This is a genomic window from Psychrobacter sp. SZ93C1 (genome assembly GCF_015864635.1).
In the GTDB taxonomy this organism is placed as follows: domain Bacteria; phylum Pseudomonadota; class Gammaproteobacteria; order Pseudomonadales; family Moraxellaceae; genus Psychrobacter; species Psychrobacter fozii.
The window spans coordinates 265,313-286,752 of the sequence record NZ_JADYWY010000002.1 but is presented as its reverse complement, the minus strand read 5'-3'; the positions used below and the strand labels follow the sequence as shown (position 1 = coordinate 286,752).

The 21,440-nt window shown below is 43.8% G+C and carries 18 protein-coding genes; 10 read left to right on the top strand and 8 right to left on the bottom strand.

Features of this window, described 5'->3' with window-relative positions; genetic code table 11:
- Positions 1–37: 37 nt before the first annotated feature.
- Together aguA and I6E83_RS04095 are read left to right on the top strand one after the other, a co-directional pair.
- Complete coding sequence (gene aguA, locus I6E83_RS04100) at positions 38–1,141, top strand: agmatine deiminase (RefSeq protein ID WP_197100080.1); 1,104 nt, start codon at positions 38–40, stop codon at positions 1,139–1,141.
- A 106-nt stretch (positions 1,142–1,247) separates the two neighbouring features.
- Positions 1,248–2,627: an NAD-dependent succinate-semialdehyde dehydrogenase gene (locus tag I6E83_RS04095; RefSeq protein WP_197100079.1), complete on the top strand. Its 1,380-nt coding sequence runs from the start codon at positions 1,248–1,250 to the stop codon at positions 2,625–2,627.
- A 122-nt stretch (positions 2,628–2,749) separates the two neighbouring features.
- Here I6E83_RS04095 and I6E83_RS04090 read toward each other — a convergent pair whose 3' ends face one another.
- The 3 genes from I6E83_RS04090 to I6E83_RS04080 all read right to left on the bottom strand — a co-directional run bounded on the left by I6E83_RS04090 (position 2,750) and on the right by I6E83_RS04080 (position 7,476).
- Entirely contained in the window at positions 2,750–4,192 is a 1,443-nt protein-coding gene (locus I6E83_RS04090; protein ID WP_197100078.1) for an APC family permease, read from the bottom strand.
- Between the two features lie 327 nt (positions 4,193–4,519).
- Positions 4,520–5,794, bottom strand: a complete 1,275-nt coding sequence (gene gabT / locus I6E83_RS04085; protein ID WP_197100077.1) for a 4-aminobutyrate--2-oxoglutarate transaminase — start codon at positions 5,792–5,794, stop codon at positions 4,520–4,522.
- A 182-nt stretch (positions 5,795–5,976) separates the two neighbouring features.
- Positions 5,977–7,476 carry an NAD-dependent succinate-semialdehyde dehydrogenase gene (locus I6E83_RS04080; RefSeq protein ID WP_227680812.1) on the bottom strand — a complete coding sequence of 500 codons (1,500 nt, stop codon included), beginning with the start codon at positions 7,474–7,476 and terminating at the stop codon, positions 5,977–5,979.
- Positions 7,477–7,693: 217 nt separating this feature from the next.
- Here I6E83_RS04080 and I6E83_RS04075 point away from each other — a divergent pair, with 217 nt between their 5' ends.
- The gene (locus I6E83_RS04075; protein WP_197100076.1) at positions 7,694–8,458 is read left to right on the top strand and encodes an IclR family transcriptional regulator; all 765 of its coding nucleotides are present in this window, start codon (positions 7,694–7,696) and stop codon (positions 8,456–8,458) included.
- Between the two features lie 85 nt (positions 8,459–8,543).
- Here the strand turns inward: I6E83_RS04075 and I6E83_RS04070 are convergent, their stop codons facing one another.
- From I6E83_RS04070 to I6E83_RS04060, 3 genes are all read right to left on the bottom strand, one after another.
- Positions 8,544–9,590: a histone deacetylase family protein gene (locus I6E83_RS04070; protein WP_197100075.1), complete on the bottom strand. Its 1,047-nt coding sequence runs from the start codon at positions 9,588–9,590 to the stop codon at positions 8,544–8,546.
- Positions 9,591–9,707: 117 nt separating this feature from the next.
- On the bottom strand, positions 9,708–10,916 hold the full coding sequence (locus tag I6E83_RS04065) for a CaiB/BaiF CoA transferase family protein (RefSeq protein ID WP_197100175.1): 1,209 nt from the start codon (positions 10,914–10,916) through the stop codon (positions 9,708–9,710).
- Between the two features lie 205 nt (positions 10,917–11,121).
- Complete coding sequence (locus tag I6E83_RS04060; RefSeq protein WP_197100074.1) at positions 11,122–12,306, bottom strand: acyl-CoA dehydrogenase; 1,185 nt, start codon at positions 12,304–12,306, stop codon at positions 11,122–11,124.
- A 191-nt stretch (positions 12,307–12,497) separates the two neighbouring features.
- On the opposite strand from I6E83_RS04060, the gene I6E83_RS04055 reads away from it, so the two are divergent.
- Positions 12,498–13,325: an IclR family transcriptional regulator gene (locus I6E83_RS04055; protein ID WP_227680800.1), complete on the top strand. Its 828-nt coding sequence runs from the start codon at positions 12,498–12,500 to the stop codon at positions 13,323–13,325.
- A 73-nt stretch (positions 13,326–13,398) separates the two neighbouring features.
- Here the strand turns inward: I6E83_RS04055 and rtcR are convergent, their stop codons facing one another.
- Complete coding sequence (gene rtcR / locus I6E83_RS04050) at positions 13,399–15,099, bottom strand: RNA repair transcriptional activator RtcR (protein WP_197100073.1); 1,701 nt, start codon at positions 15,097–15,099, stop codon at positions 13,399–13,401.
- Positions 15,089–15,838, bottom strand: coding sequence for an alpha/beta fold hydrolase (locus I6E83_RS04045; protein WP_197100072.1), 750 nt, complete (start codon positions 15,836–15,838; stop codon positions 15,089–15,091). The genes rtcR and I6E83_RS04045 overlap by 11 nt, the downstream gene beginning before the upstream one ends.
- A 290-nt stretch (positions 15,839–16,128) precedes the next feature.
- Here I6E83_RS04045 and I6E83_RS04040 point away from each other — a divergent pair, with 290 nt between their 5' ends.
- The 6 genes from I6E83_RS04040 to rtcA all read left to right on the top strand — a co-directional run bounded on the left by I6E83_RS04040 (position 16,129) and on the right by rtcA (position 21,267).
- Entirely contained in the window at positions 16,129–17,361 is a 1,233-nt protein-coding gene (locus I6E83_RS04040; protein WP_197100071.1) for an RtcB family protein, read from the top strand.
- Positions 17,362–17,381: 20 nt separating this feature from the next.
- On the top strand, positions 17,382–17,969 hold the full coding sequence (locus tag I6E83_RS04035) for a hypothetical protein (protein ID WP_197100070.1): 588 nt from the start codon (positions 17,382–17,384) through the stop codon (positions 17,967–17,969).
- A 385-nt stretch (positions 17,970–18,354) separates the two neighbouring features.
- Positions 18,355–18,801: a hypothetical protein gene (locus I6E83_RS04030; RefSeq protein ID WP_197100069.1), complete on the top strand. Its 447-nt coding sequence runs from the start codon at positions 18,355–18,357 to the stop codon at positions 18,799–18,801.
- Positions 18,802–18,813: 12 nt separating this feature from the next.
- The gene (locus I6E83_RS04025; protein ID WP_197100068.1) at positions 18,814–19,272 is read left to right on the top strand and encodes a DIP1984 family protein; all 459 of its coding nucleotides are present in this window, start codon (positions 18,814–18,816) and stop codon (positions 19,270–19,272) included.
- 459 nt (positions 19,273–19,731) lie between these two features.
- Positions 19,732–19,956 (top strand): hypothetical protein, encoded by a 225-nt coding sequence (locus tag I6E83_RS04020; protein WP_197100067.1) that lies wholly within the window; start codon positions 19,732–19,734, stop codon positions 19,954–19,956.
- Positions 19,957–20,142: 186 nt separating this feature from the next.
- Positions 20,143–21,267 (top strand): RNA 3'-terminal phosphate cyclase, encoded by a 1,125-nt coding sequence (gene rtcA, locus I6E83_RS04015; RefSeq protein ID WP_197100066.1) that lies wholly within the window; start codon positions 20,143–20,145, stop codon positions 21,265–21,267.
- Positions 21,268–21,440: the final 173 nt, after the last annotated feature.

Genomic DNA, 21,440 nt, shown 5'->3' with positions numbered 1-21,440 from the left:
TATTTTTATAAGCGCTTGAGTGCGATAAGGTGACTTTATGTCCACATTAATGACAGGTTCAACACCAAAGCAAGATGGCTTTTACATGCCAGCAGAATTTGCGCCTTTACAAAAAGTCTGGATGATATGGCCCTATCGTCCTGATAACTGGCGCCAACAAGCTGTACCAGCCAAAGCTGCCTATGCAGCCGTTGCCACAGCCATCAAACGTTTTTGTGACGTGACCGTACTGGTGATACCCGATGACTTTGAGGCGTGCCGTGAGCAGCTGCCCGATAATATTGATGTGATACCCATGCCAAGTAACGATGCATGGGCGCGTGACATTGTGCCGACATTCTTAATCAATGATGCTGGTGGTTTGCGTGCCTGCGACTGGACGTTTAATGCATGGGGCGGCGATTACGATGGTTTGTATACGCCTTGGGATGACGATGACAAGCTTGCCGAGCGCCTGTGTGAGCGTTTGGGTATAAAGCGCTACCGTACCGATGGTTTTGTACTAGAAGGTGGCGCGTTTCATGTGGATGGCGAAGGCACAGTATTGACCACCCGCATGTGCTTGCTCAGTCCCGGGCGCAACCCTCACTTGAATGAGCAACAAATCGAAGACATGCTAAAGTCGCACCTAAATGTCGAAAAAGTACTGTGGATTGATGACGGTATTGACCCAGATGAAACCACTGGGCACATTGATGATATTGCTTGTTTTGCACGTCCTGGCGAAGTGGTGTGTTTATTTACAGATGATACTGAGCATCCATTCTATAAAGCCACTCAAAAAGCGTACAAACAGCTCTCAGAGATGACGGATGCCAAAGGCCGAAAGTTAAAAGTGCATAAACTGTGCTGTACCAAGCATTCTGTCACATTACCTGACAATGCTGATATCGCGCAGTCTGACGATGCAAAGTCTCGTAATACGGACGATATTTGTATCGCCTCCTACGCCAACTTTTTAATTTGTAACGGTGGTGTCATTGTGCCGCAATATGATGATATAAATGATGCACTCGCTATCGAGCAGCTTGAAAAAATCTTTCCTCAGCATCAGATAGTGGGAGTGCGTACTAAAGAGATTGTGTTTGGTGGCGGCAATATTCATTGTATTACCCAGCAGCAGCCAGCCATCAACGCATAGTCATAAGATTTATGTGTTTATCATTAAATATTTAAATATAACCAAAAACGGATTTTGAACCCAAAGAAACTTTAAAATAAGATACTTTAAAATAAAGGACAAAAATATGAGCGATTATCAAGTTAGTAACCCAGCAACAGGCGAAATTGAAGCCACCTACCCAACTGCTACTGAGCAAGATATCCAACAAGTGATTGAGCAAGCAGATGCCGCTTATCAAGACTGGCGTCATGTACCTCTAACTGAACGCAGTGCTATCTTGCACAAAGTTGCTGACATTTATATTGACCGTCAAGATGAGCTGGCACGCATTGTGGCAACAGAGATGGGCAAACCTGTCGCGCAAGCAAAAGGTGAGATTGGTCTGGTCGCTGATATCTATCGCTACTATGCAGACAACGCTGAGCAGTTACTAGCGCCTAGCACTATTGACGTTGACCAAGGGTCAGCCAGTGTAGAAAAATTCCCAGTTGGTGCGCTATTGGGTATCATGCCGTGGAATTATCCACATTACCAGGTTGCCCGTTTTGTGGCACCAAACGTAATGGCCGGTAACACCATTATCTTGAAGCATGCGCCGCAATGCCCTCACACAGCAGAAGTTATTGTCGATATCTTAAAAGATGCCGGATTGCCAGAAGGCGTTTATAACAATGTTTTTGCGACTAATGAGCAAGCTGCAACCATTATTCAAGATACCCGCGTACAAGGCGTGTCATTGACAGGTTCTGAGCGTGCAGGTCAAGCGGTTGCCAAAGAAGCCGGCGGCGCGCTGAAAAAAGTAGTATTAGAATTGGGTGGTTCAGATGCCTTTATTGTCACAGCAGATGCTGATATCAAAAAAGCGGTACAGGGCGCCATTTCAGGTCGTTTCGGTAATGTCGGACAAGCCTGTAATGCGGCTAAACGCTTGATTATCGTCGATGATGTTTATGATCAATTCGTGCAAGCATTCACCGATAACGTACGTGCCATGACATTGGCAGACCCATTAGATGAGCAAACGTTTATGGGACCAATGTCTTCAAAAGCGGCAGCCGATGGTCTACAAAAACAGTTGGATAGCGCGATTCAAGCAGGTGCCACTGTGCTAGTAGAAGGCGGCATAGTAGCAGACAAGCCCGGTGCTTGGTTTGCACCAGCCGTACTTACCGATGTTGATGAGTCAATGGATGTCTACCGTCAAGAGCTATTTGGTCCGGTTGCTGTTATTTACAAAGCTCGTGACGTCGACCATGCTATCCAAATTGCAAACGATGTACCATTTGGTCTTGGCGCGTCTATCCAAACGCAAAACCCAGCACTGGCTGAAGAAATCGCCAGCAAGTTAGAAGTGGGCATGGTAACCATCAACGGCCCATCTGGTAGTGAAGCCAACACGCCATTTGGTGGTGTTAAACGCTCAGGTTTCGGTCGTGAGCTTGGTACGCTCGGCATCACAGAGTTTTTAAACTACAAGCTGATTCGTAACAAAACCAGCGCCTAGATTAAAAACCACATGCGTTCATTCGCATACGATGTACTCAAATGAAATAGAAAAAGCCTAACGTTACCGTTAGGCTTTTTTGTGCTTAATGATCTAAGCAGTTTATAGAGGATTGACTATATTTACTTTTTAGGTGGATTGTCTTTCAACCATAGCTGATTCACGATTTTTAATTCACGCAACTCTTCTGCCATGATGGCTTCACTTTTGCCAGGGTACTTAATGGTTGCATAACCATATAGCGCCACACCTAACACCGTCCAACCAAAGAAAATCCACCATTCGATAGCGGTAAGCGCAGATGGCATACCTGGCATGTATAGTGCCAATAAGCCAAAGCTTAGTGCGATCGTGATCATACCTACCAGTTTACCTGCAGGTATCTTAAATGGACGTACCATATCAGGCTCACGGTAGCGCAATACTAAGAAAGAGATAGCGACACAAGTATAAGCAATGACGATACCAAAACCACCAGCATCAACAATCCAAACCAACATTTTGCGACCAAATAATGGCGCGAGCGTGGCTAAACCACCAATCAATAAAATCGCATTAACAGGTGTATTATATTTTGGATGTAATTTACTTAAGAATGCTGGCAACATATGCGCTTTTGACATCGCATATAGTAGACGACTACCACCAATCAAGAACGCATTCCAGCTTGATAAAATACCCAATACGCCACCGATAACCAGTAGGATACCTGCCCATTTACCATGCCACGCATTGGTCATTGCATCCGCGGTCGCCAACGTAGAGTTTTCGGCTTGAATTAATGGCAATGTGGTACCAACACTCCATGCAACTGCGATGTACCAAAGTACCGCAATCGTTATTGAAACGATTAGGAATTTGCCGATATTAGGACGGGTTAAATCAATCTCTTCAGCCGCTTGTGGAATCACATCAAAGCCGACGAACATAAAGGGAACCATCACGATAACTGCCATCACGCCAGCAGCGCCACCAATAAATGCTGGAGCTTGTATGGCAGTCGATGTCGCAGGGTTATATAATGCTGCACCAATGAACAGTAATATACCGACAAACAAGATCCCTACAACCGCTGTTTTTTGGAACCATGCACTGACTTCCATGCCTCGCACATTCAGCCATGTGACAATCACTGACCCCAGCATCCCCACACCTACCCAAGTGGCATAGACATCCCAACCAGCGATCGTCCAAAGATAACCTTGATTATAATTGGGAATAAAATATTCAACCACTGTCGGCAAGGCGACTGCCTCAAATGCGACGACTGAGAAATAACCAAATAGAATACTCCATGAGCAGATAAAGGAGACATTGACCCCTAATGCTCGGTGGGTATAAGTATGCTCACCGCCCGTGATAGGCATTGATGAAGCGAGCTCAGCATAAGTCACACCAATCAGTATCACCGCCAAACCACCCAATAAAAACGCTAACATCGCGCCCCACGTACCAGCAGATAAAATCCAGCCGCCAGCCAGTACTACCCAACCCCAACCTACCATAGCACCAAATGCTAAGGCTATGATATCAAACATCCCCAGCGATTTTTTTAGTCCAGACATAACTTACTCCTTGTCTATGTGTCACCCAGATTAACTCGTCAAAGTTAAAATGGCTTTAGTGTGTTCGGGCATAGCCCATTATCGTTATTTTCCGTACTTACCCTCTCATAGGGCATACCTATGAATGGGGTTAAATCGCTTTCTTCATTCACTATATTGACCTTGTATTTCGGTCATAATAAAAAGCCCGCTCAAAAAAATAACGGCGTCTTGTCATGCAAGGCGCCGTTATTCATTCAATCACTCAGAGTAAATACTCTTAATTACTCTCAGGACAGGCTTACCATTGCTTTCAAATAACTGCCTTTTAAAACATTGCTGTTCAAATTAAGCAGTTAATATGCCGCCAATGATATCAAGGCCTTCTTGTAGGATTTCATCTTCGACCGTCAATGGCACCATTACGCGGATCGCATTGCCATACATACCACAAGACGCTAGTAACAAACCTTGCTCAAAAGACTTCTGTTTAAGGTTCGCAGTTGCGGCAGCGTCTGGCTTGCCTTCGCTATCAACCAAATCAAATGCTAGCATGGCACCTTTATAGCGAATGTTGCCAATGCTGCTCAGATTTAAGCCTTTTAAAAATTCGGCAATGGTATCGCCAATCACGACACTACGCTCAAGTAAGTTTTCTTCTTCAATCACTTCTATGACAGCCAATGCTGCCGCCAACGCAATCGGGCTACCAGAATACGTACCACCCAAACCACCTACTTGCGGTGCATCCATAATGTCGGCACGACCAATAACTGCTGATACAGGATAGCCACCAGCCAAACTCTTAGCCGTGGTCATCAAGTCTGGTTCAACACCTAACTGCTCGCCTGCAAACAAAGTACCTGTTCTGGCAAAGCCACACTGGACTTCGTCAAAAATCAAGACAATGCCATGCTCATCACAAATCTCACGTAATGCTTTGGCAAATGATGGTGTCACTTGATGGAAACCACCCTCGCCTTGAATAGGCTCAATGATCATTGCCGCTACTTCGCTTGGATCGATGTCGGCTTGGAAAATCATATCAAGGCTATGCAGTGCTTGTGCTTCTGTGATGTTTAATTCTTCAGCAGGGAATAATGCGTGGAAGACAGGACCAGGCATTGGGCCAAAGTTCTTTTTGTACGGCAATACTTTACCAGTTAGGCTCATGCACATCATGGTGCGACCATGCCAGCCACCAACGAAAGAGATGATGCCTGGGCGACGGGTTTTCGCACGAGCGATCTTGATGCAGTTTTCGACGGCTTCAGCACCAGTGGTCAAAAACAATGCTTTGGTTGGACCGCTGATAGGTGCTTTTTCACACAGTTTTTCTGCAAGGTCGACGTAGCTTTCATAGCTAACAATTTGTGCAGCAGTGTGCGTGAATTTGTCTACTTGCTCATGCACACGTTGGGTAATCTTTGGATGACTATGACCAGTATTTAATACCGAGATACCACCAATAAAATCAATATAACGCTTGCCTTCAACGTCCCAAATCTCTGAGTTTTTTGCTCTTTCGGCAAAGATAGGAAACGCGATACCAAGGCCGGTAGGTAAAACAGCTTTACGGCGGGCAAGTAATGCTTCGTTAGTGGTTTGAGTGTTCGTGGTCATCAGAATGTCCTTTTTTCATGTAGTGTTGGTTGTATTAAATTCATTACTATCAATATTATTACTATCGATGTCATTGCAATTGGTACTCATATCATTAGTACCATCACAATGGCTACCATTAAAATAGGTATTACATTTTAGCGATCGTTGTATAATCGATTCAATATAGTGGAATGACTATATTAGCTAACGTCAGAACACCAGTACTTGGTTACTACGTAATCTTCGATACCGTATTTTGAGCCTTCGCGACCAAAGCCTGATTGCTTCACGCCGCCAAACGGTGCTACTTCTGTAGAAATCAAACCAGTGTTGTGGCCGATGATGCCGTACTCCAAGCCTTCCGTCACACGCCATGAGCGAGCGTAATCACTACTATAGAAATAAGCCGCTAAGCCATAGATAGTATCGTTAGCAGCACGAATAACTTCTGCTTCGTCTTTAAACGTAAAGATGGTAGCGATAGGGCCAAAAATTTCTTCAGAAGCGATATCCATATCACTACTGATATCCGTAATAACGGTCGGATTGTATGCCAGCTCTGAGGCACTGTTAGTGCTACCGCCAGTGATAAGCTTTGCCCCTTTATCTAATGCATCTTTAAGTAGCGCTTGCACTTTATCTAGGGCTTTTTTATTGATGAGAGGACCGATATCGACGCCTTCATCCATACCGTTACCAACGTTTAGCTCGGCGACTTTTTTGACAAAGATGTCTAAAAACTCATCTTTGATACTTTCTTGAACATACACACGGTTAGCGCAAACACAAGTCTGACCAGCATTACGATACTTAGACGCAATAAGACCTGTCGCTGCTTTTTCGAGATCCGCATCATCAAAGACGATAAAAGGCGCATTACCACCCAACTCTAATGACAGTTTTTTGATGGTTGGTGCACACTGAGCCATCAACGTACGACCCACTTCCGTAGAACCAGTAAACGACAGCTTATGAATACGTGCATCACCCGTTAGGATTTCACCAATCACTGAAGATTTTCCAGTCACTACCTGTATAACACCTGCTGGAATACCTGCTTCTTCTGCTAATGCACCCAGTGCCAATGCAGAAAACGGCGTTTCGGTCGCAGGTTTGATAATAATCGTACAGCCAGCTGCCAATGCAGGAGCGGCTTTACGGGTAATCATCGCTGCTGGAAAGTTCCAAGGCGTAATAGCGGCGCAAACACCAACTGGCTGCTTGAGAACCACATGACGTAACTGTGTGCTATTGGCAGGAATTACATCGCCATAGACGCGCTTACCTTCTTCTGCAAACCAACGAATGAAGCTATTGGCATAGCCAATTTCGCCGCGTGATTCAGTCAAGGGCTTACCTTGTTCAGCCGTCATAATGATAGCGAGATCTTCTTTATTGGCATCGATGAGATCTGCCCATTTTTGCAACAGCTCTGAACGCTCTTTTGCAGTCTTGGCTGCCCAAGCAATTTGCGCTTCATGAGAATAAGCAACAGCGTCATTAACGTCTTCGGTGGTGAGGCTTGGCACTGTGCCAATGAGTTCATCATTAAAAGGGTTGGTTACATCGAGGGTCTCGGCATCGCTAGAACCATGCCAACCGTCTTTGGTTAGACACTGTTGTTTAAGCAAGTCTGGATTAGATAAATTTATATTTGATGTGGGCTTTGTCATAGTAATGCTCCTTGTCGGCAAGCTCATTGCCAATTTATAACTCTTAATAAGATGACCACTTGATAGAGGAGTAAAACAGTTATTGATAAACGACCTATTGTTCAATATACTGTACAACAATTCCATATGTGAGACATCATTATAGGAATGATACGAGACACTTTGCAACCCTTATTCCTCTTTTAATTAAAATTTTTGCTATTATCCTAATTATGTCTCCCTCACTTCACTTTTTGGTTACCTTATGAGCACAACTGCCGTTCCAGCCTTGGACAAAACATTTCAGATTTTAGATTTAATTACTGACAGCCCTCAACCACTAACTGCTGCTCATATTGCTAAGCAACTTGAGCTACCTCGCAGCTCTACCCACAATATCTTGCAAAGTCTGCTAACCAAACATGTCATCTATAAAGACGTTGATAATCGCTTTCATTTAGGCTCGTATCTAATGTATTGGGCGGGCAAGTACGAGCAGCAGCAAGGGGTCATTCAGTTATTCAAAGACCTTATCACGCAATATCCTGTACTGCTCCAACATACGGTGACGTTGTCAAAACTGGACTTGGGAGAAGTGGTATTTTTGGCCTGTCATGAATCACCCGCCCCGCTCGGCTTTACTTTCCGTGCGGGTGTGCGTGTACCTGCAGTTTTCTCTGCCACGGGTAAAGCCATGCTCTCGACCATGTCGATGAACACCATAAAATCATTGTATGAGGACGTATTTCCTGAGCCATTGAACCACAACTGTGTGTCTGACTTTGAGTCATTGGAGACTGAAATGACCAAGATTAATAGTAGCCGCATCTCATTGGATGATGGGCAATTACGTGATGGAATGTATTGCTTAGGGACCTATATTCGTAATGCATCAGGTGCTGCGATTGCTGGTATGGCGGTAAGTTTTTTGCAGGGAGAGTATGAAAGCAAACGCGAGGAAGTAAGTGCGGTATTGATTGAATTAGCTGAGCAAATTGAACAGCGTTTGGGGTTGATTACTCACTCATAAGCAGTAGATGCAGGGTCTGTTACGACGAACCCTGCAACCAATTTTCTTGCTCTCTAACGCTGATGAGCTTTTAATAATTTCAGCGCTACTCTGCAATAAGCCCCGATAAAAATGCTTGCAAATTATCATTGAGCTTTTGAATGTAATAGCCACCCTCAACTAAAACAATCAATGGCTTGTTTAGCGCCTTCATCCTCTGTGCCAACACCTTGAAGCCTTCCGTACTCACGGCGCATCTCGCTTCTGGGTCATTCTCATAAACATCAAACCCCAAGACATGAACTATCACATCAGGGTCAAATAGTGTCATTGCCTCAATAGACTTATCAACATATTCAAAAAAGCCCGCTTCATCGGTGCCATGTGGCATCGGGAAATTGATATTGTAGCCCCCACCTTCGCCTATACCTTTTTCAAATGCATGGCCAGTCACTGCTGGATAAAAGTTAACAGGATCACCATGTACTGAAGTATAAAGCACGTCTTTACGGTCGTAAAATATCTCTTGGATACCCTGTCCATGGTGCATATCCGTATCAATAATGGCTATCTTTGCGTATTTCTGGCGTAGATGTTCAGCGATGATGGCGGCGTTATTCAGATAACAAAATCCACCCGCAGCACTTTTTCGAGCATGATGACCAGGCGGCCGTGAAAAGCAAAGCTGTATATGACTGTCGGCACGCTCTGTTTCTGACTTCTCATCATTTAACAGTACTTCAGCCGCATTGAGCGCAGTCTGTGCCGACCAATAAATAGAGGTCCAAGAGTGCTCACTGATTGGTGCGCTATCATCTGCCTGATACTTTGCTGCTTTTGCCATGATGCCAATACCAGGATTGTCATAAGGCACAAAAATACCTGTCTGCACCTGCGCACCCAGATCTTCCTCTACGGCCATCCATTCATCATAGCCATTTTTGAGAAACTCAACATAACCAAAATCATGTACCGCTAATATTGGCCCGATGCCAACATCGATAGCAGTCGTCACTTCTAGGCCTAAAGCCGCTGGCGCTTTTAACAGTTCAACCATACGCTCAGGTATTTCTAACGGCTCGTGCATTTTGCCATAAGAAAAATAAGGTAACGGTCTATGCAAACTTAGGTTTTCATGGCTGTATATTTTCATGCTTAACATTCCTTGTTTGACACTACTTGGTTTTAGATTATTTTGTTTAAGAAACTCTATTTTTTAGCTGTTGTCTTTATCATTTCTCATTGTAAATATATGGCTGCCGACGCTACTTTAAACAATTCCATCGGCTTTCAATTTAGCAATCATCTCACTGTTATAGCCCAGTTCAGCAAGCGTACTATCAGTATGTTCGCTTAACTGCGGTGGCGGCGTACGATAGCTGACTGGTGATGCGGACAATTTGATAGGGTTACCAAGTGCGCGTACTGGACTGCCTTGCTCAGTGAAATTAACAATCATCTCACGGGCTTGCGCTTGCGGCATGGCCAAGGCCTCAGCTACGTTATGAATCGCACCGCATGGAATACCTGCTTGATCTAAAACTTCTAACCAATAAGTACGTGGTTGCTTGGCAAAATGCTTAGTCAGATCGCTGCACAGTAGCTCGCGATTAGCAACACGGTTAGGATTGGTCGTAAAACGTTCATCCATATGCCAATCGACTGCGAGCACGTCACACAGTTTGGCAAACTGACTGTCATTACCACAGGCTAAAATAAAATGCTGCTCGCCCCCGCCAGCAAACACTTGATACGGCACGATATTAGGATGCTGATTGCCCAGTCTTGGCGGTATCTTATCTGAAGCCAAATGATTCATGCCGACATTGGCCAGCATGGCGAGTGCACTATCAAGCAATGCCACATCGACGTGTTGTCCAAGTCCAGTATTTTGGCGCGCCAGCAGTGCCGCTTGAATACCAATCGTCAGCTGTAAACCTGCAAACAAATCGACGACTGCCACGCCAACTTTATGCGGTTCACCATCACTCGGCCCTGTGATGCTCATCAGTCCTGATAACCCTTGGATAATATAGTCATAACCGGGACGCTTGGCATCTGGCCCTGTCTGACCAAACCCTGTCAATGACGCATAAACCAGTCGTGGATTGGACTGTTTTAGGCTGTCATAATCCAAGCCGTATTTTTTGAGACCGCCGACTTTAAAATTTTCGACCAAAATATCACTCTCAGCGATTAGCTGCTTAATGATAGTTTGCCCTGTTGGCGTAGTGATATCTACCGTCAGCGATTTTTTATTTCGGTTAATCGTAGCGTAATAAGCGGAGGTGTCATCGCTGAATGTTGGCGGTGCCCAATGACGAGTCTCATCACCGATATGAGGACGTTCAACCTTGATAACTTCGGCACCCAGATCGGCGAGCACTTGCGTACAAGAAGGTCCTGCCAACACTCTCGATAAATCGAGCACCTTGATACCATGCAATGCGCCCTTTGGCATATTAGCCATATCAATCATATCTGTCATGAGATTCCCTTACTCTGTCGCGTATTCTTCGATTTTCTGATTAGAAAATTGTTATTCAGGATGTAATTACAAAGTAGTTAAATCATGAATAACAACTGAAAAACGTACGCTACTGTTAATGCTCTTTTGATAAAAAGCCAAGCAGTAACGTACGTCATAAAATACAGTTGTACCAAAAACTATTAGCTAAAAACGCTTAGAAGAACGCTTGAATGCCTGTCTGTGCACGGCCTAGGATAAGCGCATGAATATCATGTGTACCCTCGTAAGTATTGACGGCTTCCAAGTTCATCACGTGACGAATGATATGGAATTCATCAGAGATACCATTACCGCCATGCATATCACGAGCGATACGAGCGATATCCAGTGCCTTACCGCAGTTATTACGTTTAATGAGTGAGATCATCTCAGGTGCTGCATTGTCCTCATCCATCAAACGACCCACGCGTAGCGCCGCTTGTAGACCTAACGTGATTTCAGTCTGCATATTGGCAAGCTTCAACTGTACCAGCTGCGTTGCCGCTAGCGGACGACCAAACTGCTTACGATCGAGCGTGTACTGACGAGCTGCTTTCCAGCAGAATTCAGCCGCACCCATCGAACCCCAAGCGATACCATAACGGGCTTTATTCAAGCAGCCAAATGGTCCTTTTAGACCACGGATATCTGGGAAAGCATTGGCTTCAGGAACGAATACTTTGTCCATGACGATCTCACCCGTGACTGATGCACGTAATGAGAATTTGCCTTCGATTTTCGGCGCAGATAATCCTTTCATGCCTTTGTCTAAAACAAAACCGCGAATCTCGCCAGCATCATCTTTTGCCCAGACGACAAATACGTCTGCGATAGGACTGTTGGTGATCCACATTTTATTACCAGTCAGCTCATAACCGCCATCTACAGCGCGCGCACGAGTAGACATTGATGAAGGATCTGACCCTGAGTCTGGCTCAGTCAAACCGAAGCAGCCGACGTACTCACCTGTGGCAAGCTTAGGCAAATAACGCTCTCTTTGCTCTTCTGTGCCATACGCCCAAATAGGATGCATAACCAAGCTTGACTGTACGCTCATCGCTGAACGATAACCCGAGTCTACTGCTTCCACTTCCTTGGCAATCAGACCATAGGCGACACTTGATAGACCTGCACAACCATAGCCCTCAATCGTGACACCTAGCAGACCCATTTCACCCATTTGACGCATGATATTTCGGTCAAAATTTTCGTTGCGATTGGCCTCAACAATGCCAGGCATCAGCTCTTTTTGAAAAAACTGACGCGCGCTGTCTGTGACCATGCGTTCTTCTTCAGTGAGCTGGTCACGTAATAAGAAAGGATTTTCCCAATCAAAGCGTGGGCTGGTAGATGTTGCCATGTGGATCTCCTTGGTATCAGTCATCCTGACTGACGAATAGTGATTGATACATCATTTGGTCTAACAAGTCATTGACTTCGTTATTCCGCTGTGCGAAACTTAGTTTCATAATTTAAAACCATTAAAGCAAACTTTCGCTGCGCTGTAAACCTTTATCAAAAAATATCGCCATCAAAAGAGATATGAATAAAATGACAAAACCATCATCGACAGTTACGCCACTATTAGAACGCATGCATGGCGTTATGAGTCAGAGCAAAGAAGAGAACGACCGACAGTTTGTGACTGCATTGGGACGGGGACTGATCATACTGGCGGCTTTTGAGCATCATGAGCGGCTCACCCATCAGCAGCTGTGTCAGATGACAGATCTGCCAAAAGCAACCATTACCCGTCTTATCCATACCTTAACTACGCTTGGGTTTTTACGTGTCACTGAGCACGGACATTATCAATTGGGCAGTAGTGCTGTACGTCTAAGTGCGACCGCGTGGAGTCGCCACGATATGGTCGCAGCGGCTGAACCTTTACTGCGACAGTTTGCTAGTGAGAATGAAGTATCAGTGAATTTGGCAACCGAAGTCGAAGGAGAGATGCGCTATCACGCCTGCTGTCGTAGCCCTGCTCGCCTGTCAGTTAACTTGCAAGTTGGCTCAGCTGTACCCGTCGCACGTACTGCCATTGGACGTGCTTTTTATGCGGCAAGTACGCAAGCGAGACAGGCTGTGATTCAGAGTAATTTACAAGAACAGTTATCTATCGAGGATTATAACCACGCGCAAACTGCCCTAGCCAGCGCGGCAGAGCATTATGAAAAATACGGCTATACCGTGTCTGATGGGGAGTTTTCTACCGATATATTGGCAGTAGCCATTGGCGTGTTTGATGTCGCTACTGGGCAATATACCTACTCGCTCAATGCCAGTGTGCCAAGTGCCAACTGGAAAGTAGATGACTATGCTGCGATGATAGTGCCAAAATTACAGGCGTTGGCGGAGCGGATTGGTTCGGGCGTTTAAAAGAGAATAAACCATAAAACTATAGTATAAGTATCTTGACTTAGTTGATGGGTTTTATCTTATGGAAGATACTTCATTTTAACTCATCAAACCTAATCCCAAACTTTAGCAGATACTTACGCAGTCTATCGCTATCATTCGGGCTTTTTAGTTTATCGCGCGAATTCGCATATAGATAGCGGCCTGCTGCTGCTTGGTTTTTATGGTTAATACAAATCTCAATCACATACGCCAGTTGCACTGCATCAAATGGATCAATAGTCGCAAGAGTCTGCTCATCGAGATATTTTCTTAAAATATTATAGCTACCCTGCTCAACGTTTGCGCTATCTAAAGTAGCACTTTCCTTACTTAAACTATTCGAGCCATTTAAACGATCAGGCAATTCCCAAAGATGCGTTAAGCGTTCAATCTCCGCTTGCACATCATCATTGCGAATCACTTTACTTTCAGCCAGCGTGGTCAGACGAATCATACTGGCGGTCAAATCACGAAAGTTCCCTTGCCATGTCGCATCCGTGCTCATCGCAAAAGCTTCATACAATTGCCTTGCTTCTGACGTAAATCGATATTGCTGCTGTTGCTCGCTACCCAAGCGCGCCAGCTCGTAATCGATATTGGCAGGTAAATCCTCTAGCCTATCTTTGAGTGATGGCAAAAAGAACGTCCACGTATTAAGACGCGCAAATAAATCTGCCCGAAACTCGCCATTTGCAACTGCTTGGCGCAAGTCTTTATTAGTGCCTGCCATTAGCTGAAACGACACGCTAATCGGCGTATCACTACCGAGCGGATAAAAACACTGCTCCTCCAGTGCGGTTAATAGCATCACTTGCTCATCAAGCCCAAGCTCTCCGATTTCATCTAAGAACAACAATCCACCATCAGCTGATTTTAGCAGCCCATCTCGACTCGTCGCAGCGCCCGTAAATGCCCCTTTGACATGACCGAATAACACACTCATGGCGGTGTCACCACGCAGCGTGGCGCAGTTGACCTCGACGAATTGTTCAAGCGTGTTTTTGCCTTGCGTGCTGCTGGCTTTGGCTTTTTTGAGCGCGTAAATTTGGCCTGCCAGTTGCGACTTGCCCGCCCCTGTTGCGCCCATCAGTAGTATGGGTGCGGTTGAGCGAGTGGCGACCTTTTCGATATCGGATATGAGTTTTTGATAAGCGGCGTTTTGGGTGACTAGATTGGCTTGCAAGGTTTGCCAATGTTGCTGTTTTTCTGCTTCAAAGCGTTCACGTAATCCATCATATCGTGAGACATCCAAATCAATCACTTGATAACGCCCTTGCGGATCGGCTTGGTCAGGTCTTGGGCAAGGAGAGGTCTGAATCAAATCAGCGGGAATAAATCCCGCCTCTACCAACAAGAACCAGCAAATCTGCGCAACGTGCGTACCTGTGGTCAGATGCAGTAAGTAATCGGTATTGTCCTGAAAATCAAAGCCTGCAGCAAAGTCATACAGCTCAGCATAAACGTCGGCAAAATCCCACGGACTAATCAATGCCACATGATGACCAATAACGGTAGTGTTCGGACTAACTTGTGCCACGTCATCGACAATTATTTTAAACAGCCGTTTATCGCGCTTGCTATATAAGATATGCAGCTCATCAACGAGCAGCTCGTCATGCAGACCCAAACTGACGGTTGGTCGCCATCTTTGCCAACGCTTGTCATTAAAGCCATTGTCTAAGGTAGTGCCGAGGAAGCCGATGATAGCGGTTTGGTTGGCTGTGTTTTGGTTGTACTGGGTTTTACATTTCATAGTGCTGATTCGTTCCAAAAGATATTTGTTTTTTTATCACTTGCCAAACGGCTTCAGGATTGGTTTGCAATAAAAAATGTGTGCCATTCACAGCCACGCTCGTAAAATTAGTAAATATTTGGCTGAATATCTCTATATTTTGTACAGAGACCAGATTATCCTGACGAGCTTGTAGGTATAGACAAGGCACATCAATAGTCTTATTTGGTGCCACCATCTTGGCAATAATTGCTAGCCGCTGCTGTAGCAACTGATTCGGTGTCTTTTCCAATGCTTGATTGAATAAACAACGCAGTCTTGGCGTCTGCCAACGCCCAAACAGCACTCGACCCCATAATAGACTTGGCGTAATTTTCAAAACTCCCTTTAACCAAATAGGTCTGATCTTGGCAGCTATAACGGCGAATCTACTGGGTGATTGAAGAAAACTTGCGATAAATATTACTTGCGATATATCCAAATTCTGACGGCTTAACAATTCATACGCTAACAACCCAGAATAAGACTCAGCAATGACAATCACAGTCTGGTCATCATATTGACTCTCAATACGCATCGATTGTGAGGATAAATTTTGCTCAAGCGGATTGCCAAATTCATCGTCGTTTAGGTTGATAATAGCGGTCGATATTGGCACGATTGATTTTGACACGTCATTAATAGACGTTTTTATGCTTTCTACAAATGGTTCAAAAAGCACCCCTGTCCCATCTGCTCCTGGCAATAGTAAAATAATCATAAAAACACCTTTTAAATTTTATTCTTATACTGATACTTTGGAGGAATATTTAAATCCATTATCAATAATATATATTAAATTCTATAAAAATAGAATTTAATATATATTCTCTTATAAACCATTATATCTCAAATACTAAAACCACTTTAAAAAATATTATTTAAACTATTAATATCAACTACTTATAAATAAATTCCAAATATGATAAAAACTTGGCACACCCTTAGCATTATATAAAGTAAGCATCATCTTTCATAATAAACAAACTTTGCACTGCTAAGGACAACGACATGCAACCAACCACTCATAACATCATTCAAGACGGTGGAACACCGATCAGACTTTGGACCAAGGGCGTGCCTGTCGACCCAAAAGCGCACGACCAATTGATCAAAGCCTCAAAAATGCCTTTTGTATATAAATGGCTTGCGGTGATGCCCGATGTGCATGTCGGTATTGGCGCGACTATCGGTACGGTATTGCCAACCAAAGAAGCGATTATTCCAGCGGCAGTTGGCGTCGATATTGGCTGCGGAATGATGGCTGTACAAACCACCCTAACCGCAAACGATTTGCCAGATAGCTTGCTTGGTCTGCGTACCGAACTAGAAAAAGCCATTCCACATGGTCGTAGTAAAACGCGTGGTCGCGGGTCACGCCGCGATGTCGGCGCATGGGCAAACCCTGATGATACCGTAATGAACGGTTGGGGAACGCTGGTTGATGACTTTAATTATATAACCCAAAAGCACCCTCGCCTAAAAAATACCAATAACCTTAATCATTTGGGTACGCTAGGTACGGGGAATCATTTCGTCGAGGTGTGCCTTGATGAAACCAATCAAGTTTGGATCATGCTGCACTCAGGCTCACGCGGTGTGGGTAATGCCATCGGTCGCTACTTTATTGAGCTGGCACGTGAGGACATGCGCAAGTGGTTTATCAACTTGCCTGATAAAGATTTGGCCTACTTTGCCGAGGGTACAGAACACTTCGATGATTATTGGTTTGCGGTTGGTTGGGCACAGCGTTTTGCCTTTAAAAACCGTGAAATCATGATGGAGAAAGCCATCAAAGCACTACGCCAAATCATACCTAAGCCGTTTGATGCAGCCGTAAAAGCGGTGAACTGTCATCATAACTATGTGGCCAAAGAAGAGCATTATGGCGAGGAAGTATTTGTGACCCGCAAAGGCGCTGTCCGTGCCCGCGTTGGTGAATACGGCATCATTCCGGGGTCAATGGGTGCCAAGTCATTCATCGTGCGCGGTAAAGGAAACGAAGAATCGTTTTGCTCTTGCTCACATGGTGCAGGTCGTATCATGTCACGTACCGAAGCCAAAAAGGTATTTACGGTCGCCGATCAAATCGCGCAGACTGAGGGCGTAGAATGCCGAAAGGATGCGGATGTGATTGATGAGATTCCAGCAGCTTATAAAAATATTGATGACGTGATGCAAGCACAAAGTGATTTGGTAGAAGTGGTGCATACCTTGCGGCAGGTGGTTTGTGTTAAGGGCTAAACTTTTAAAAGGAGATTATTATGAAACAAACTATTAATCTATATGATTTGATCCACCAAATTCATGTTGAAAAAAAAGAGATTGTTTGGCACGGGCATCCTTTCAATACAGGAGAAGAGTCTACGATAGAAGGTTATTATAGAAGCCTCTGTGAAGAGATAAAAAGTCATACTCAAACTCTATTTCAACTAGAAGTAGATCATTATGGTTCAGGTTATGCCTCTTACTGTGATGCATGGTTTTACCAGCAGACTTCTGACTTTACTAGTAATCCTCTCGAAAGTCTTGAGAGCTATGAAGGGCTTATAATTCTATTTCATCGAATGCTACCTTACTATGTCTTTATGCAAGGTTCAAAGTCATGGCCTATTCATGACCCTTCAATGTGTTCTCATTATCTACCAAGCCGTAAAATGCTAGATAACTTGACCAATAGTGCGGTGAAGAATCTTGCTCAGAAAGTAGAAAAAATTTTGACTCGCAAAGGCTTAATTCGTTTGAATACACTTGCACTGACTACACCATTGGAAATAGCTGAAAAAATACCTTCTGTGCTGGTTGATAATTATCTCTCTTATTACGATGGGCTTTTTTATTGGGAAGATTAAAAGATTGGTAATAAGTATTTTATACAATGATAACGTGCATAAATTCACTTTGAAATCAGCTTTTAAAATTAGAAGAAAACATTATTACACATGCTCAAACTATAGAAATCATCCGAAAACTCAAAAGTCAAATTTGAACATGAACTATCTGATGAAGCGTTCGACGATTGGCAAGAAATTGAAGATAAGGCATTGTTCGTTGATAATTTAAAGCAATTGTCTTTAGAAAACTACATCAGTCTTAAGAGACAAAAAACATATTTTAATGATCGGAATATACGTTTGTATCAAATAATAAACCTAGTGAAAAGCTTGATAGAGTTGGTCGGGGACAGCACCACTAACTCACTATTTCTTCGCTACAATTGAAAGTAAGGACAAAACCATGTGTTACGAACTGAGCTTTAGTACAGACTCACCAAATGACCTAGCAACATATAACTCCTCAACAGCATTTTTTGAACCAATTACTGACAATGGAAATGAAGACAACGTAAAGTATAAATACAAATATCGTTTAGCCACAGGTGATCCAGAATGTTGCAGTTGTTTCTTCCGTACTTTTGAATATGAAATAGCAAAAGACTTAAGCTTTTCACAACTACAAAAATGGTATGAAGAAGAACCCGATGACATGAATGTCTCCAACACTAAATGGATTTTACAAATTATCAAGGATTTAGTGAATGAGGATTATCAGGTAGATACGCATATTGCTCAGGGATATATGTCTTACGATCCTCCAGAAGAGGAAAAAGTCATTCACATTAATAACTATAACAACGACAACTTTGCCTTTATAGAATGTATTTATTACGACTATAAAAAATAAGAGAGAACCAAAATGAAACTCGCAGAAGCCCTACTTATCCGTAGCGATACGCAAAAAAAGCTGGCTCAGCTTAAGGGCCGTATCAACGCCAATATCAAAGTGCAAGAAGGCGATACGCCATCTGAGGATCCAAACGCATTGATGGTTGATGCCAGCCAAATCATCGCTGAGCTGTCCAACCTAATTGAACGCATTCACCGTACCAATGCAATTGCCAAGACGGATAACGGTCAATCGATGCTAACGCTGTTGGTAGAGCGCGATACCTTAGAGATGCGCCATAAACTATTGATCGATACCATAGCAGCCACGCATACCGAAACAGACCGTTATAGCCATCGTGAGATTAAATATAATGTCATGGTGTCGGTCGCTAGTTTACAGAAGCAAGCGGACGATATTGCCATGAAACTGCGGCAAATCAATATTGTGATTCAGTCCAATAACTGGCAAATCGATTTAGCAGAATAGTTTCTTTTAAATCACTACTTTTAAATCACTACTTTTATAGTGAAATGACTATAGACTACCCTTTTGGAACCGACTGAGCGAGTGTTAAGACCCCGCACTCCACAACAGGGGGTTGAACAAATACTGCAGTGGCTACTTGACGTTGCGGGCAAACGTCTTTTTTACTATTCATGCCCCTACTCGTCACTTGTTACACCGCACTATTTAGACCTTATCACCAGACACTGACAGTCGGTTTCAATCTTATTTTTAAAGCCATTGATCATAAGCCATGTGAAAATTTTGGCTAAAACCTATCTTTTCTATGCATAATTATCATCTAAAAAGGGCGACTTTAATACCCCTAAACGAATATAGATGCGGTAAACTAAAGTGTGTGTGGTATGTGACCACAGCGCAGATTTATAAGCACTTTCACATTGAAAAACTTGATAATGACTTTTATATGAGGAAATACCCATGATGAACATGAACGATATGTTAGGCGCCGTAACTGGTGGTGATAACGATGAAAATGGCCTATCAGGCTTGATCGACAGCGCAAAAAACATCAGTAGCGAAGACATACAAAGATACCAAAGCATGTCAAAAGCTGAGCTATTAGATGAAATCAAAAACTCTGAACACAGCGCAGCCGTCGTGACATTTATCAAAGAGTTATTAGCGAAAAAATTCAACAGCTAATCGTTGATATCTAAAGCTAAACGTTGATAGATTGATAGATCAACAGGGCCTAAAAAATATGCGTCATACCGTATTTTTTAGGCTCTTTTATTTGATAGTAATTGATAGTGAATTAAGCACGCACGATAAAACAATCACATCCCGCTTTACGAAAAATTAAACTTTGAGAGTGTACCAATGAGCTTTATGTCCAACCAAAGCGCCAATAATGCCAGTGCCCATACTGCGAGCACCAAGAGCGTGACCCTAAAAATAGATGGCAGCACTGGCGAAGGTGGCGGACAAATCATTCGTACCGCTCTCTCATTATCGATGCTGACAGGCATACCCATCGAAATGACCAATATCCGCGCTGGGCGAGCCAAATCAGGATTAATGCGGCAGCACTTGATGTGCGTGCAAGCGTCACAACAGATATCGAACGCTAGCGTATCAGGCGCAGCGTTAGGCAGCACATCGTTTCGCTTTGCGCCGAGTGCGATTCTATCAGGTGATTACCATTTTGATATTGGCTCGGCTGGCAGTACCAGTCTCGTGCTACAAACGCTACTTCCTGCTCTACTGTTTTCTAATACAGATCAAAGTACCCACTCAACAGTGAGCATAAAAGGCGGTACGCATAATCCATTAGCACCAACCACGGACTTTTTGCAGCAGGCATTTGTTCCTGCATTGGCGAAACTAGGCATGCACGTTAATATTGAATGTGTGCAAGCAGGCTTTGCGCCCATCGGTGGCGGCGTGATTAAAGCAACCATTACCCCGTTTATGCGCCGTGCTGATGCCAAGCCACTACGCCTAACCGAACGTGGAGCGCTGACAAATATCGCATTAGTAGCCAGCGTCCTAAATTTGGAATATGACATTGGCAAACGCGAGCTTGCCAGCGCTAAATCCGTACTGCTTGAAAGCGGAGTGGATGACTCACTTATTACTACTAGAGCCAATAAGCTAGACGGTATCGGTGAAGGCAATACGTGCTATGCACAGGTTACTCATGAATGTGGCGATCATCTGCATCACGAAATATTTACGCTACTGGGCGAAAAACGCACGTCAGCTGAGAAAATAGGCAATCGACTAGCAGGCTTGATTAAACGTTATCTCTTTAAAACCGATGCGTTGGTCGATGAATATCTTACCGATCAACTATTATTGCCACTGGCGTTATCTGGTGGTGGCGAATTTACGGCACGAATCATTAGCCAACATACTGAAACTCAAGCATGGCTGATTGAGCAGTTTTTGCCCGTTGACATTAAGTTTGAGGCTATTAATGAGCAGAAAGCTTTGGTGCGAGTGGTCTGTTGAGAAAGTCATGGCACAAGCATACCTTACTCAATTACCCCTAAGCCGTGATATCATAACCGTACAATATGCGCGTTAATTATAAGTTAAGATAAATATTATTTGCTCTCGACATCATACGTATTGATGCTTGAGACAAATTATTTTTATCTGTTATATATAATTATCGCGTTTTT

Excerpts from the sequence above, each read along its gene's own strand:
- aguA (WP_197100080.1), top strand. The coding sequence starts at position 38 with ATGTCCACATTAATGACAGGTTCAACACCAAAGCAAGATGGCTTTTAC.
- I6E83_RS04095 (WP_197100079.1), top strand. The coding sequence starts at position 1,248 with ATGAGCGATTATCAAGTTAGTAACCCAGCAACAGGCGAAATTGAAGCC.
- I6E83_RS04090 (WP_197100078.1), bottom strand. The coding sequence starts at position 4,192 with ATGTCTGGACTAAAAAAATCGCTGGGGATGTTTGATATCATAGCCTTA.
- gabT (WP_197100077.1), bottom strand. The coding sequence starts at position 5,794 with ATGACCACGAACACTCAAACCACTAACGAAGCATTACTTGCCCGCCGT.
- I6E83_RS04080 (WP_227680812.1), bottom strand. The coding sequence starts at position 7,476 with ATGAGCTTGCCGACAAGGAGCATTACTATGACAAAGCCCACATCAAAT.
- I6E83_RS04075 (WP_197100076.1), top strand. The coding sequence starts at position 7,694 with ATGAGCACAACTGCCGTTCCAGCCTTGGACAAAACATTTCAGATTTTA.
- I6E83_RS04070 (WP_197100075.1), bottom strand. The coding sequence starts at position 9,590 with ATGAAAATATACAGCCATGAAAACCTAAGTTTGCATAGACCGTTACCT.
- I6E83_RS04065 (WP_197100175.1), bottom strand. The coding sequence starts at position 10,916 with ATGATTGATATGGCTAATATGCCAAAGGGCGCATTGCATGGTATCAAG.
- I6E83_RS04060 (WP_197100074.1), bottom strand. The coding sequence starts at position 12,306 with ATGGCAACATCTACCAGCCCACGCTTTGATTGGGAAAATCCTTTCTTA.
- I6E83_RS04055 (WP_227680800.1), top strand. The coding sequence starts at position 12,498 with ATGACAAAACCATCATCGACAGTTACGCCACTATTAGAACGCATGCAT.
- rtcR (WP_197100073.1), bottom strand. The coding sequence starts at position 15,099 with ATGAAATGTAAAACCCAGTACAACCAAAACACAGCCAACCAAACCGCT.
- I6E83_RS04045 (WP_197100072.1), bottom strand. The coding sequence starts at position 15,838 with ATGATTATTTTACTATTGCCAGGAGCAGATGGGACAGGGGTGCTTTTT.
- I6E83_RS04040 (WP_197100071.1), top strand. The coding sequence starts at position 16,129 with ATGCAACCAACCACTCATAACATCATTCAAGACGGTGGAACACCGATC.
- I6E83_RS04035 (WP_197100070.1), top strand. The coding sequence starts at position 17,382 with ATGAAACAAACTATTAATCTATATGATTTGATCCACCAAATTCATGTT.
- I6E83_RS04030 (WP_197100069.1), top strand. The coding sequence starts at position 18,355 with ATGTGTTACGAACTGAGCTTTAGTACAGACTCACCAAATGACCTAGCA.
- I6E83_RS04025 (WP_197100068.1), top strand. The coding sequence starts at position 18,814 with ATGAAACTCGCAGAAGCCCTACTTATCCGTAGCGATACGCAAAAAAAG.
- I6E83_RS04020 (WP_197100067.1), top strand. The coding sequence starts at position 19,732 with ATGATGAACATGAACGATATGTTAGGCGCCGTAACTGGTGGTGATAAC.
- rtcA (WP_197100066.1), top strand. The coding sequence starts at position 20,143 with ATGTCCAACCAAAGCGCCAATAATGCCAGTGCCCATACTGCGAGCACC.